Raw genomic sequence first — 14,774 nt, forward strand, 5'->3', positions numbered from 1 at the left:
TTATGTTAGTAAATAATATATAACCAACCAGCTTGAGATTTATTTGATTCTTTAAGTTTTAACACATAATAATAAGTGCCAACGGGTACTTTTTTGTTACGCTTGATTACATTTTTTACATTAGCAATACCGCCCCAATCATTTTTATAATTATCAACTTTATAAACTACAGATCCCCATCTGTTAAATATTATTAATTCATTTTCAAACGCTTCTATACCTTCTATAAAAAAAACGTCGTTTATACCATCGTCGTTTGAAGATACTAAATTCGCTACATTAATATCATCTTCTGAAATTAATGCTCCAAAAGTAATCACTTCATAATCAGAAGGATTAAAAAGAAAAGAATTAATTGTGCCTTCGGATAAATTTCCAGTAACATCTGAATTCCCTAAGTCCTTCCATTGTTTATCTGCAATATGCCAACCTACAACTCTTAACTTACTTAAATCTGTTACTAATCGATCAATTTCACTTTCAGAATTCCAAGTAAGGGTTACCACAGAATTATCTGGACCATTAAAGTCCCAAAACTCAATAATACTTACTTCACCAATTATTGTTTCTAACTGCTCTGTACTAAAACTCTCTATAAATGTTGATGGAAAGTTTGGGTTTTCATCAAAATAAGCAGCTTTAACTATTGTACCAGGCGAATTATTAGTGGTAATAAGTGGTCTTAATTTATCGTTATCACCTATAGGAAAACTAAATGAAAGATCGCCAGAGTAACTCGCATAGCCATCGGTATTTCTTTCATCATCTTCTAAAATATAGAATGAATTTTCTAAATAATCTATTGAAATACTTGGATCTTCTCTTGGAGTGATAACATCTCCCACAATATAACTTACACTATTTGTTACTTCTGTATTTATATCTAAATATAAATGATTTACAACATCGACTTCCATATCGTAAAAACGAGGAACTTGAGTTCCAGAGATAGATAGCGAATAGTCTTCGTTATAAAACCCAGCTATTCCTAGGTTTTCATTAAAAGTACCATCATTTATAAGATCGATATGAAAACCAACTTGAGCGTCTTCATGCATTTGAACATTACCATAGTTTTGAAATGCAGGTTGTGCATAACAATTACTGATAACAATTAAACATATGCAAAAAAACAGTTTCATAATTTTATTTATATGCTGTAAATAAGACTACAACATCTTCATTTTGTACATCTGCAGGCTGAATATTTACTACGGGATTAGTACTACTTGCAGTTAAGACACCGTTGGTATAGGTTACATTTATTGTAAAACCATCTGGGGTAAAACCCGTAAAAGCTCCACTAATTACACCTAAATTAGTACCATTTTGATCTCCATAACGCAGGCCTAAGCAATTAGAGCTGCTGGCAAACCTAGATATATCATTAATAGAGTTACCATGTCCTCCAACATAAATGACTTGTTGAGTTATAGAGCTATCGTTATTAAGTCTTACAAAACCATTCATGGTTCCAAAAGAATTACTAATGCCTCTTGCATTATTCCCTACACCATTATCTGTATTAAGATTTAAGGACTCTACATTTGCATGTGCAACAAAACTGACTTGACTTGGTTGAAAAGGAATAGCGGAAACCGTAGTTACTCCACTACCATTAACAATAAAAAAGCCATTATATACATTTACAGAATTTGACACCCAGTTTGTACCATCAAATGTTTTTGTAACACTCGTTGTACCACTTGTATCAAACCAAACATCGCCTTCAAGTGGATCTACAGGAGCAACAGCAGCCGTAGTTACTTGATTGTTTCTAATGATTTCAAGCGTTCCTTTATTATCAATAACCCTAACTTCTTGGGCGTTAATTGCTAAAGTAACAATCAACGCCAAAGTTAGTATTATAATATTTTTATTAATTAGGGAACTTCTCATTTTATGTGTTTTAAATAACAGATATCTTAGTTAACCCATTGTACTTCAAACACATCATCAGCATATATTGCCCAGTCGTTTGGGGCTGCACCACCTGGTACAAGAGTAACTACTCCTGCAGCAACTGTATAATCAAGATTTGCTACTAGTTTAGCTCCATTTCTGTAAACCCATACTTTTTGGTATACTGCTGGTATAGAACCATCTGCTAATGCAGGTGCAGTTCCATCAGCGGTTGCCGTTGCTGTTAATTGTCCTGCTGCAACTAGGTTTGTAGCTAGGATTTTTTTAGTTTCTCCTGTTGCTTCATCTCTTACTAAAACAGTCCAACCCGATCCAGTTGCTGTTGCAGCTGTAGAGCCATCTGTTGCATCAGTTGAAGCCAAATCTGTTGCTGTATCAACTAATTCTAATCCATCGATTGCAAAAATAGCACCAGAAGCATCAATATAGGTATCATCTGTTAATGCACCTCCTAATTGCCATGTAGATACTATACCTCCGTCTGGGGTTGCATCTGTTAAAAGCGTAATACCATTTTGTACTTGTAAATACTTTTTAGTACCCTTATTATCAATTACTCTAATGGTACCATTAAGAACAGAAGATTGTCCTACTTTTTCACCAGCTCCAACATCACCTGTTGTCTGTTGTGCATTACCTAAGCTGAAAGTCATTACAGCTATTAATGCTAATCCTAATTTCAAAAAATTGTTTTTCATTTTTACTTTGTTTAATTATTAATTATTATTTGGGGTTATTATTAATTCAATTGTACTATTCTAATTTCATCACCATCATAGCAAGTGGCTTCAGTTTCTACTTCTATCGTGGTAGCATTTATTCTTGTGAATGCAATACGAGCTCCATTTCTGTAAACATCTAACTTGTCTATATCTGTGAATGACGAAGGTGTATTAAACTGTGTTTGCCCATTATTTGCTATAAACACAACTTGTTCCTGTCTAACAAGGTTTGAAACTGATACCTTTTTAAGCTCGCCCGATGTATTATCAACAACAACTATACTGTTTGATGAATCATCTAAAACCGTTTCCTGCAGACCTTCTATCGCAAGAGTATTTACTGCATCTGTAGTAATTACTGTTGGTGTTATTAATGAACCTCCAAGCTGTATTATGTTACTAACAACAGACACACCATTATTGGCATCAATAACTTGATTAACAGGAATCCAATCTGTGCCATTAAATGTGTAAATATCTCCAGTATTTTGATCTACATATATATCGCCAGCTATAGGATCTACAATAAATGCATTAGGTGGGCCATTACCTCTTCTTGGATTTATATTAATAGGAAGCCATTGGGAACCATCCCAAATACTAACTAAATTATTAGTATTGTTAAACCAAAAGTCTCCTATATTATTATTTGTTGGGCTTGTAGCAGCAATGCTTATATTAGGTTCGTCGCAAAGGTTTTTCCATGCTAAACCGTCAAAAGCAAAAACACACTCTGCGTCTATATTATAGACTAAAGCGCCATATAATGGACTAAGAGCATTCATTTGAGTTTCGCTTAATCTAGTAATAACAAGTACTTTGTTATTACTTTCTAATTCTAAGATGGAATTTGAATCAATTAAAGAAGGGTTATCACCAACTTTAACTTGAGAGAACATCAAGAAAGGAAAAGCAAACAAAAATAGAGCTGGGGCTAATATTTTACTGTTTATACTCAATTTATTTTTTTATTAAAATTATGTATCTATAATTATGACACATAACAATTCAAATAGTCACATTTCGTAAGTAAAATCTTAAAAATAACATTTACTTACAGCACGAAATTAGATAACTAATGACTTTTTAAATTGATTATTCGATGAATAAAAATTAAGTGTAGATGAATAACTGAAAGAAGCTGTTAAACAGTATTATAAATTTATTTAAAGTGTAATATCTTATTTAAAACAAAAAAGACTTCGAAAAAAGTCTTTTTTTGTTTTAAATATAATAATAAGGGATAATAAGAAATTAATTATTTTATCTCTGTACCAAAAGGAAACAGCAATTGAATTCCTTTTTTCTCAGACATTGTTTTTATTTCTTTTAATAATTTATAATTCTCCTCGCCTAGTTCTTCTTTTAAAATAGTTTCTTTGGTTTTAACTATACCAAATTTTTCTAGCATCTTATCAAGATCTTTTTCAAAAACAGGAAACTCTTTAATTTGATACTCGTTAATTTCTGCAGCTTCAGCAGCATATTGTAGTGCCAAATCCAAGCCTCCTAATTCATCAACCAAACCATTATTAATAGCATCAATACCCGTCCAAACGCGCCCTTGTGCAATGGCCTCTACCTGATCTCTAGTTAAATTTCTTCCTTGAGCAACACGTGTAGAAAACAAATCATAGATGTCTAAAACACCTTCTTTTATAAATCTTCGCTGTATATCATTTAATGGTTCAAAGAAACTATAAGTTACTGCATTTTGATTTGTGATTACCTGCTCTGCATTAATCCCCATATTATCGGCAAACTCCTTTCCGTTTGGTAACATTCCAAAAACACCAATACTACCTGTAATAGTTGTTGGTTCTGCAATAATTTTATTGGCGTTTGATGCAATGTAATAACCGCCTGAAGCAGCCATATCCCCCATGGATACAATTACGGGTTTTACTATTTTAGTCAATTCAATTTCACGCCAAATTAACTCACTTGCTAAAGCACTTCCTCCAGGAGAATTTATTCTTAATACAATAGCTTTAATATTATCATTATTTCTAGCTTTTTGCAAAGACGTATTCATAACGCCTTGACCAACACTTCCTAACTCGCCTTCTCCATATGTAATATCGCCTTCTGCATAAATGACTGCAATTTTATTTTTGTTATAGTTTATTTTTTTATCGGCATGAATAGCATAATCTAGAATTGGAATTACATTTAAATCTTTGTTTGTATTAATTTCTAAAGCGTGTTTCATTCCATCAACATACTCATCATGATAGGCAACTTTATCAACTAAATTAGAAACCTCAGCTAATTTTGCATTTCTAGCTAATAAACTATCTGCAATACTATTTAATTTATCTACAGGAATATTTCTGCTAGAAGATATGTCTTGTTTTATCTGGCTCCATAGTGAATTTAGATACACCGATATTTGCTCTCTGTTATTTTCACTCATTTCATTAGCGATAAAAGGCTCTACGGCACTTTTAAATTTACCAAGTCTAACAACTTCCATTTTAAGCCCAGATTTTTCTTGAAAATCTTTAAAATACAAGCGTTCTGAATACAGCCCTTTAAATTCTACCGCACCAACTGGATTCAAATAAATGGTATCGGCAACAGAACTTAAATAATAATCTTTTTGAGAATAGAAATCGCCATAGGCCACAATAAATTTCCCAGATTCTTTAAATCTCAATAAAGCATCTCTTAAGGCTTTAGTTTGAGAGATTCCTGCATTAATGAAATTATTATCTATGGATATTCCTTTTATTTTAGCATCTATAGACGCATAATTTATAGCGTTTATAATATTAAAAAGTCCGTTTTTATTGTTTTCATTTAAAAAAGGGTATTCTGCAAATTCAGTTTTTCCTGCATAGTCTTTAATAGGAAAATCTAATGTTAACTCTAAAACAGAATTCGCTTTTACTTTAATACCTTCTTCAGTACCTGAACCAAATAACATACCCAACAGAACCAACCCTATAAAACATATGGCTAGAAACACAAAAATTCCTATAACTGTAGAAAATACACGTTTAATAAAATTCATAATTTAAAGTATGTGATATGAAGGCCTTGTTATATTAAGTTTAAGGCCTCTAAAGTTTTGTTTCTATGAATTTTACCAGATTTAGTTTCTTTAAAATTAGTTACAAAATGAATTTCTTTAGGCTTTTCATATTTATCTAACTCACTAAAAATTGAATTATCTATATCTCTTTTTTCTCCTTCAACAACTAAAATAAGTTTATCACCTAATGTATCATCTTCTCTTGAAGCAATAAAAAATTCTCCAGGTATTTTATCTTGTAGCTTACTTTCTATTTGTTCTGGATACAACTTAATACCTCCAGAGTTTACAACGTTATCAAAACGACCTAACCATTCGAAACTAGAATCTGAAATTACATTTACAATATCATTTGTGATAATTTCTTCATCTGATAATTTTGGAGCGTTAATTACTAAACACCCTCTATCATCTTTAGAAACTTTAATACCAGGAAGTGTCGTAAAAAATTCTTCTTCTTTTTCTCCAGTAAAATTATTCAGTTTTTTTACAGCTATATGAGATACTGTTTCAGTCATCCCATAAGTTTCATAAACATTAGGTTTTTTATCTTTTATAAGATCGACAATAGCTTGAGAAACTCTACCACCACCAACTATTACTGTTTTTATGTTTTTTAAATACTTTGCGAAATTTTTAAGTTGCATTGGGGTAAAAGCGCAAAACGTATAATCTTTTTCGTAATCAATTAAAGGTAAAGCTGCAGGTTGTACCATATCTAATTCCAAACCTAAAGCAATAGCTCTTACAATTGTCATTTTACCAGCAATAAAGTTTGATGGCAGGCAATTTAAAATTTTATCACCTGGTTTTAATTTAAAATAATCGCCAGTTGCTATTGCCGAATTTACCATAGCCTGTTTCTTTATTTTAACATTTTTAGGTTTTCCTGTAGATCCAGATGTTTTAACAATAATATAGTCTTTTTCATCTAACCAATCTAATAGAAAGTTTCCTAGTTCGTATTGATAAGGCAATCCTTCCTTAACATAACTATAAGCAACTTCCATAAGGTCGTCATACTTGTAGCTTAAATTATCTAATTTAAATTTTAAGTGTACATTTCTGTAATTTGGTGTCATAATATCTAATCTATAATTTTATAATCTTCTTTTGGTGGTTCTATTACGCTTCCTAAAAGTTTATCTTTCCAATTGGTCCAATTATACTTTTTAGATAGTATAAAAAGTAAAATAGGAAAAACAACAAAAACGGGCACAAATATTTCTGCCAAAGCCATTTCTGAAGGATCTGATAAATCTTTTAATATTGAATGTGTTTGAAAAGCAGTCCAATCTGCTGTTACTAATAATGCTGTAAATAAATTATTAGCGGCATGAAACCCTAAAGCTAACTCTAATCCATCATCCATTAACGTTATGATTCCAAGAAACAAACCGGTTCCTATATAATATATCATAATAACTGGTCCTAATTTATCTACTTCTGGGTTTGCAATATGCATTAAACCAAATATTACTGATGTTAATAGAAGTGGCACCCATTTACTTTTGGAAATCACACCTATACCTTGCATCAAATAACCTCTGAACAAATATTCTTCAAAACTAGTCTGTAAAGGAATAAAAAGTATTGCAATAACCGCTAAAATTAAAAAAGGTTTAAGCTGAAAATTAAACTCATAATCTTCTGGACTCATATAGTAATCAATTAACACAAAACTACTTGAAATTATACCCCACAAAATGAATATAAACCAAAACCGTTTCCAGTCAATATTTTTTCGAGCAGTTGTTAACGAAACTAAAGACTGTTTATGAATATATTTTACCCATAAAAAAAGTAGGCTTAAGCCAACTGCAAAAGGTAAAAGCATTTCAATTAAGAACCTATTCTCACCTTTAGATTTTATTTCAGATTGAATAATTTTATCAACATCTAGATTTAATAATTTTATAGCTAAATAATTTAAGACCATTAAACCTAGGAAACCTCCCGGTATAAGAAGATATTTCCAAAATTGGAATTTCCCTTTATAAGCCTGTTGTATATAATCCATAATTAAATATTAAATTTCCAATCTACCATTTTAAGGTAGTGCAATTTACCATTTTTTACTTGTAAAGGACTCTCAAAATTATTTAAAAATAAACTTCCTGTACCAAGTCCTTGCGGTAAATTACTTTTTTTTGTGTATGTGTATTGTGAAATGGCATTTAATCCTATATTGCTTTCCAAAGCACTTGTAATCCACCAACCAATATTTTGGTTTTCAGCTAGACTAATCCATTCATCACTACCTTTAAATCCGCCAACCAAACTAGGCTTTAAAATGATGTACTGCGGATTAATAATTTGTAGTAAATCCTGTTTTTTTGTTACACTAAAAACACCTATTAATTCTTCATCTAAAGCAATTGGTAATGGTGTGTTTTCACAAAGTGAAGCCATAGCTTCTATTTGCCCTTGTTTAATAGGTTGCTCAATAGAATGTAAATCTAATTCTGATAACACTTTTAATTTCTCTAAAGCTTCAGAAGGATGAAATGCGCCGTTAGCATCTACTCTTAATTCTATATCGTTAGATGAAAATTCTTTTCTAATTGATTTTAAAAGATTTAATTCTGTTTGAAAATCTATAGCACCAATTTTCATTTTAATACAATTGAAACCCGCATTAATTTTTTCTTTGATTTGCTGATTCATAAACGCCTCACTTCCCATCCATATTAAACCATTTATAGGAATTGAATCTTCGCTATTAGTGAATTTAGAAGGAAATAAATTAAATGAATCTTCACTTTCAAAAGATTTAAAAGCTGTCTCTAAACCAATTTGAATACTAGGAAACTCAATTAATGCCATTAATAATGCATCTAAGCCTAAGTCAATATGATTACAAACCCATTTAAGTTTATCTTCATAATCTGGTCTATCATCTATGGACAAGCCTCTAAACAGCCCACATTCACCAATACCTTTTTTATGCTCAGATTGTAGAAGAATAAACCATGTTTCTTTTGTTTTTAGAACACCGCGGGAGGTACCGCTGGCTTGTTTAAAATTTAAAATGTGCTTTTTGTAAGTAGCTTTCATAATTTTTTCAAAAATACACATTGTATATAAAAAAAACAGGCATCTATTAAATTTTAGATGCCTGTTTTCCTAACTAACTAAACCAAACTAATATTATTAAATAAATTTTACTTTACCTGTTTCCATATCATAAACAGCAGCTACTATTTTAATTTTCCCCTCTTTCTCTAAAGAAGCCATTACTGGCGACATTTTTCTAATGTCTTCAACCGTTTTAATAGCATTATTATTTATAACACTATTTGTGAAGTCTACATTTTTTGAAGATACTTCACCATTCTTTTCTGTGAGTGCTACAGATGGCTTTATTTCATTTAATAAATCATTTAAAGCATTCATATTCATAGAGGCTGCATCTGTGTTATCAATAGCATGCTTTACAGCACCACAGGCTGTGTGCCCCATAACTATAACTAATTTTGAACCAGCTACTGCAGATGCAAATTCCATAGAACCTACAATATCTCTGTTTTCAACATTACCGGCAACTCTTGCTACAAAAATATCACCAATACCTAAATCAAAAACATCTTCTACAGGAACTCGACTATCAACACAGGATAATACTATGGCTTTTGGATATTGACCGATTGTAGCTTTTCTACGCTGTTCTGAGTGATCCCTGCGCGTTAGATTGTTATTTACAAAATTTTCATTTCCTTTTTTGAGCCTTCCAATAATTTCGTCTGGACTCATATTTGCTTGCTCTTCAGCAGTTAAAATACTTTTAAGTGGTGTTTCTATAACTGTATCAACCACCGTTTTTGTTTCTTTTTTTGAATCTTCACAAGAAATTAGACCAATTGCTAATACTGCGATACCTAAAATTTTTAAACTTTTTTTCATAGCTATATATATTAATTGTTAATATTAAATGTTAAAAATTGTGATGAAAACTTAATTGAAGCTGCCCTTTACCCCAAGTCACCGTTTTTTGATTCATCCAACCTAGTTGAAATCTTTGTCCTGGTTTTAAAACATACCCTAATCCTAAATACGTTCTATTTCTATCAAACAACTCCACACTTCTAGCATTACCAATGTTTGTTTGACCATTAATAAACAATTCGTTATAGAAAGCAGCATATACTGCATTTTTTGATAGGTCTTTTTTATTTATTGGTACATTTATAAAAATATTGTAACGATACCTTGTTCTAAAATCTTGATCTTCCACAAAGCGTTGCTCATATCTAAATCTATGATTTAAATACACTCTATTACCTAATTTCTGGGGAATTAATGCTTCTTGATACAGTCTCGTTTCGTTTGTTGTATCATTACTATCTCCAAAAGCTCCAGTAGTAATATTTGCTATACCAAAAGTGAATAGAGCCTCGACATTTTTTGGTGTATATGTTAGTCCTGTCCTAATTAAAAGCTGCTCTAAATCTCCTATGGCATTCCAATTTCTATATTGCAAATCCCCTTGAACTCCAAATTGACTGTTTTCAAATTGATTATTGAAAAAATACATATACCATGCACCAGTTTTTGATTGTTCCACTTGTGCTTCGCAATACAATACTGATAGTAAAGCTAATATTAATAGTTTAAATCTCATATTTGAATGTTTTAATTTCAATATTAAAAGTAATACTATTATATTAATAAAAAAAAGATGTTACATCATTTTAATTTATGATGCAATAAGGAAAGTAAATTGATTATAAATTTATAATTCTATGGATTCGCCAATTAGTAATAACATCAAGTCTTTATCTCTATCAAAAAACTTTCGCTTTGCTACTTCGTGATCTATTTCAATGTAACCAAATGTATCATAATGATAGCCTAAAACTTTATCGCACTCAACAAAATCACTAGCTAAAATAGCATCATCTATTCCCATGGTAAAATTGTCGCCTATTGGTAAAATTGCTAAATCTAACTTGGTTTGCAGAGGTATTAACTTCATATCGAAAGTTAAAGCAGTATCACCAGCTATATAAATGTTTTTATGTTCGCCTTCAATTACAAAACCTCCAGGCTGGCCACCATAACTTCCATCTGGAAATGACGATGTGTGAATGGCATTCACATATTTTACAGACCCAAAATCAAAATCCCAAGTTCCTCCATGGTTCATGGGGTGTCCTTCTAATCCTAATCCTGAAAAATGAGTTACTATTTCGTAGTTTGAAACAATTATAGCACCAGTAAGTCTAGCTATTGCTTCCACATCTGCAATATGATCTTGATGTGCGTGTGTAACTAAAATGTAATCCGCTTTAAGCGTATTTATATCAATTTGCGATGCTTTTTCATTAGGCGTAATAAAAGGATCAACAAGAATATTAATATCTTTTATTTGAATGCCTAAACTTGCATGACCGTAAAACGTGATTTTCATATGAAAAGAATTAAAGTTTAAAAAAAATAATTTATAATGGCAACAAATATCCAACTCCCATTAAAACCGCTAACAATACTGTTGTTAACGCTAACTTCTTAAGTTCTGGGTCAAATAATTTTGGGTCTATGTTTCTGTTTACTCTTTTTAAATGTAACAGTAACGGCACATAAGTAATCATGAAAATTAAATTATATGGCGATGTAAAATATAAAACCCCAAACAATCCTGATAATATGATTGCACCAAAAACTAAAACATTATGATATTTCTTAACATTTCGTTCGCCTAACTTTACGGCTAATGTAATTTTATTAGCTTTTTCATCTGTCAATCTATCACGCATGTTATTTAAATTTAACACAGCTGTACTTAATAAACCAATAGTTATAGCTGGTAAAAATGTAACATGGTCCAATTGTTTTGCAAATAAAACATAGCAACCAATAACACTAATAACACCAAAAAACAAGAACACAAAAACATCGCCTAAACCATTATAACCATAAGCATTACTACCTACCGTGTAACGAATTGCTGCAACAATAGAGCCAATAGCTAGCAGAAAAAACAATAAAGTAAGCAAAAAATGCTTTGAACCAAATGCAGCAAATATTAAAGTAAAAGCAAGAATAATTGAGATAACAATATTTAATTTGATAGCATTAAATAACTCTTCGGGCAAAATGTCTCCAGATTGTATGGCACGTTCTGGACCAATTCGATCTTCATTATCCGTTCCTTTTATTCCATCACCATAATCGTTTGCTAGGTTAGAAAGAATTTGAAAACTAAGTGTTGTTAGCAAGGCAAGTATAAATATATCCCATTTAAAAACCCCATTATAATTTGCAAAACAAGCCGCTAAGATAATACCAGCAATTGAAAGTGGTAAAGTTCTTAAGCGCATTGCAGAAATCCAAGTAGAAATATTTTGCATTATGGAATCCATTTTTTTGCAAAATTAGGCTTACGCTTCTCTAAAAAAGCATTTCTTCCTTCTATGGCTTCATCTGTCATATATGCTAATCGTGTAGCTTCTCCAGCAAAAACTTGTTGCCCAACCATACCATCATCAGTTAAATTCATAGCAAATTTTAGCATTTTAATAGAGGTTGGAGATTTTGCTAATATTTCTTGAGCCCAATCATAAGCTGTGCTTTCTAAATCATCATGAGGAATAACCGCATTTACCATGCCCATATCATAAGCTTCTTGAGCAGAATAATTTCTTCCTAAAAAAAAGATTTCTCGAGCCTTTTTTTGCCCAACCATTTTTGCAAGATATGCAGAACCGTAACCACCATCAAAACTAGTAACATCTGCATCTGTTTGTTTAAAAATAGCGTGCTCTTTACTGGCCAACGTTAAATCGCAAACCACGTGTAAACTATGTCCGCCTCCAACGGCCCAACCAGGCACAACAGCAATAACGGCTTTTGGCATAAAACGAATTAAACGCTGAACTTCAAGAATGTTTAAACGATGATATCCATCTTCTCCAACATAACCTTGATGGCCTCTAGCCTTCTGGTCGCCTCCACTACAAAAAGAATACACACCATCTTTTGTTGATGGGCCTTCAGCAGATAATAAAACGACACCTATATTTACATCTTCATTTGCATCATAAAAAGCATCGTATAATTCACTTGTTGTTTTAGGACGAAAAGCATTTCGAACATTTGGTCTATTAAATGCAATTCTAGCGACACCATTACACTTTTTATAAGTAATATCTTGATACTCTTTAACTATTACCCATTCAGGTTGATTCATGTTTGTTCTTATTTTATTCAAAAATAAATTTATTTCATTAGAATGAACAATTTCATTTCAAAAACTTTAAAAAAACCCAAGTAAAACGGATATAATTCAGAATTACACATTATGTTATAAAATTGCATACTACACAAATTAACTCCTAAGTAATTATAAAGTCAACAATTTTTAATATGATAAATTGGACATCTAATAAAAATACAAAATAGGTACAACTACGTATTGTTTGTAGTCTTTTATTTATTAATTTTGTTTTGAAATTAAATGAGATATTAACACTTTATTGACAAAAAAATTGCATTTAATCGGAATAATTAGTATTTTGCCGAAAATATAAACCCCATTGCCTATGTTATTAACAATTACTTTAATTATTTTTAGTCTTGTAGTTATCAATTTATTTCTTTTGAAATTTAGTTGTAATAAAACTATTAAAACTCAAAAGGTTGATAAAAAGCCTATCGTATTAAGAACTCGCATTGTTATTTCTTCTGCAGAACAAACTCTAGCTCCTACTGGAAGTTAGTTTTTGTTAAAATGAAGAATATAAAAAATTAGTGTATGAAGATTTTTTCGTACACTAATTTTTATGTTTAAAATATTTACTTGTAATATTTTAAACTATTAAATTATCATTTTTTTTCTTTCGAAGTTTATCTGTAACACTTTTAAATCAAAGAAAATGGATAAAATCTCATATTCTTAGCACTCTTCAATTGCTATTTCTTCAATTCAAAATACTTGTTATTATTGAAAGTTAATGTTTAAAAGTGACGAACAGAACTATTAAGTGTCTGATAAGCAGAACCTTTAAACAAACGCCTATGTTATTAACAATTACTCTAATTATTTCTTGTCTTGTAATTATCAATTTAATTCTTTTGAAATTTAGCTGCAACAAAACTATTAAATCAAAAAAGATTGATAAAAAACCAATTGTTTTAAGAACTCAAGTTGTTAATTCATCAACAGCTCAAATACTTGCTCCAACAGGAAGTTAATCACTTTATTTTATTTTTCAAGTGACCATTTACAATATTTTGTGTCTTACTTACTGATAAATAAACAGACCCCAAAAATGTACTTCATTATATATTCAACTTTTCTTTTTGTTTCAATTGTTTTAGCACTATTTATGCTCTTTCATGTACATTTGAGAAACAAAAAAAATTAGTAGACTCTACCACACTATTGACTTGATTTTATTTTTTGTGAGATACTTATTTGTTTCACTAAAGTTTTTATTTCCAAACCAGTACCCTCTATTGGCGCTTAAAGGAGATGGGTGACCCGATGTTAATACACAATGTTTTTTAACATCAATCAATTTAATTTTCTTTTTAGCAAAACCTCCCCAAAGTAAGAACACAATGTTTTCTTTTTCAGCACTTAACAATTTTATTATTGCGTCTGTAAAGACTTCCCAACCATTTTTTTGATGACTTCCAGCCTCATGCGCTCTAACCGTTAAGGTTGCGTTTAACAATAAAACACCTTGATTAGCCCAACGCATCAAATTTCCGCTTTCTGGGTAAGGCTCGCCTAAATCGGATTCAATCTCCTTAAAAATATTTTTTAATGACGGTGGATGATTTATACCATCATGAACAGAAAAACACAAACCATTAGCTTGCCCTTCACCATGGTAAGGATCTTGACCAATAATAACCACTTTCACATCTTCAAAAGCACAATAGTTAAAGGCATTAAATATTTGATTTTCAGGAGGAAAACAAGTGTGCTGTTTATATTCAGATTGCACAAATTCAGTAAGTTCTAAGAAATAGTCCTTCTTAAATTCTTCTTTCAAATAGGATTTCCAACTTTTATGAATATCAAAGTTCATTTTATATAAGATTTAATAAAACTAAAATAATACTATCTTTATTCTAAATAAAAA

Annotated in this window: 16 protein-coding genes; 2 read left to right on the forward strand and 14 right to left on the reverse strand. The window is 30.9% G+C overall.

Annotated features, from left to right (window positions below; translation table 11 throughout):
* Positions 1-5 precede the first annotated feature (5 nt).
* From SJY43_RS13165 to SJY43_RS13225, 13 genes are all read right to left on the reverse strand, one after another.
* Positions 6-1,142: a gliding motility-associated C-terminal domain-containing protein gene (locus SJY43_RS13165; protein ID WP_396601208.1), complete on the reverse strand. Its 1,137-nt coding sequence runs from the start codon at positions 1,140-1,142 to the stop codon at positions 6-8.
* A 4-nt stretch (positions 1,143-1,146) separates the two neighbouring features.
* Positions 1,147-1,899, reverse strand: a complete 753-nt coding sequence (locus SJY43_RS13170) for a hypothetical protein (protein WP_396601209.1) — start codon at positions 1,897-1,899, stop codon at positions 1,147-1,149.
* 26 nt (positions 1,900-1,925) lie between these two features.
* Complete coding sequence (locus SJY43_RS13175; protein ID WP_396601210.1) at positions 1,926-2,621, reverse strand: hypothetical protein; 696 nt, start codon at positions 2,619-2,621, stop codon at positions 1,926-1,928.
* 41 nt (positions 2,622-2,662) lie between these two features.
* Entirely contained in the window at positions 2,663-3,604 is a 942-nt protein-coding gene (locus SJY43_RS13180; protein WP_396601211.1) for a hypothetical protein, read from the reverse strand.
* A gap of 299 nt (positions 3,605-3,903) precedes the next feature.
* Positions 3,904-5,661: a signal peptide peptidase SppA gene (sppA, locus tag SJY43_RS13185; RefSeq protein ID WP_396601212.1), complete on the reverse strand. Its 1,758-nt coding sequence runs from the start codon at positions 5,659-5,661 to the stop codon at positions 3,904-3,906.
* A 29-nt stretch (positions 5,662-5,690) separates the two neighbouring features.
* Entirely contained in the window at positions 5,691-6,764 is a 1,074-nt protein-coding gene (locus SJY43_RS13190) for an AMP-binding protein (RefSeq protein ID WP_396601213.1), read from the reverse strand.
* A gap of 5 nt (positions 6,765-6,769) precedes the next feature.
* Positions 6,770-7,702 carry a lysostaphin resistance A-like protein gene (locus SJY43_RS13195; protein ID WP_396601214.1) on the reverse strand — a complete coding sequence of 311 codons (933 nt, stop codon included), beginning with the start codon at positions 7,700-7,702 and terminating at the stop codon, positions 6,770-6,772.
* A 2-nt stretch (positions 7,703-7,704) separates the two neighbouring features.
* Positions 7,705-8,739 (reverse strand): o-succinylbenzoate synthase, encoded by a 1,035-nt coding sequence (locus SJY43_RS13200; RefSeq protein ID WP_396601215.1) that lies wholly within the window; start codon positions 8,737-8,739, stop codon positions 7,705-7,707.
* A 96-nt stretch (positions 8,740-8,835) separates the two neighbouring features.
* Positions 8,836-9,585, reverse strand: a complete 750-nt coding sequence (locus tag SJY43_RS13205) for a carbonic anhydrase family protein (RefSeq protein WP_396601216.1) — start codon at positions 9,583-9,585, stop codon at positions 8,836-8,838.
* Between the two features lie 31 nt (positions 9,586-9,616).
* Positions 9,617-10,303, reverse strand: coding sequence for a DUF2490 domain-containing protein (locus tag SJY43_RS13210; protein ID WP_396601217.1), 687 nt, complete (start codon positions 10,301-10,303; stop codon positions 9,617-9,619).
* Between the two features lie 111 nt (positions 10,304-10,414).
* Positions 10,415-11,092 carry a metal-dependent hydrolase gene (locus tag SJY43_RS13215; RefSeq protein WP_396601218.1) on the reverse strand — a complete coding sequence of 226 codons (678 nt, stop codon included), beginning with the start codon at positions 11,090-11,092 and terminating at the stop codon, positions 10,415-10,417.
* A gap of 31 nt (positions 11,093-11,123) precedes the next feature.
* A complete protein-coding gene (menA, locus tag SJY43_RS13220) occupies positions 11,124-12,044 on the reverse strand; it encodes a 1,4-dihydroxy-2-naphthoate octaprenyltransferase (RefSeq protein WP_396601219.1) in 921 nt (306 codons plus the stop codon).
* Complete coding sequence (locus tag SJY43_RS13225) at positions 12,032-12,871, reverse strand: 1,4-dihydroxy-2-naphthoyl-CoA synthase (RefSeq protein ID WP_396601220.1); 840 nt, start codon at positions 12,869-12,871, stop codon at positions 12,032-12,034. Before SJY43_RS13225 ends, menA begins: the two co-directional genes overlap by 13 nt.
* A gap of 352 nt (positions 12,872-13,223) precedes the next feature.
* Here SJY43_RS13225 and SJY43_RS13230 point away from each other — a divergent pair, with 352 nt between their 5' ends.
* Positions 13,224-13,400, forward strand: coding sequence for a hypothetical protein (locus tag SJY43_RS13230; RefSeq protein ID WP_396601221.1), 177 nt, complete (start codon positions 13,224-13,226; stop codon positions 13,398-13,400).
* 298 nt (positions 13,401-13,698) lie between these two features.
* Complete coding sequence (locus SJY43_RS13235; RefSeq protein ID WP_396601222.1) at positions 13,699-13,875, forward strand: hypothetical protein; 177 nt, start codon at positions 13,699-13,701, stop codon at positions 13,873-13,875.
* Between the two features lie 179 nt (positions 13,876-14,054).
* Here SJY43_RS13235 and SJY43_RS13240 read toward each other — a convergent pair whose 3' ends face one another.
* The gene (locus SJY43_RS13240) at positions 14,055-14,720 is read right to left on the reverse strand and encodes a uracil-DNA glycosylase (RefSeq protein ID WP_396601223.1); all 666 of its coding nucleotides are present in this window, start codon (positions 14,718-14,720) and stop codon (positions 14,055-14,057) included.
* Positions 14,721-14,774: the final 54 nt, after the last annotated feature.

This window comes from Algibacter sp. R77976 (assembly GCF_044594645.1).
GTDB lineage: Bacteria > Bacteroidota > Bacteroidia > Flavobacteriales > Flavobacteriaceae > Algibacter_B.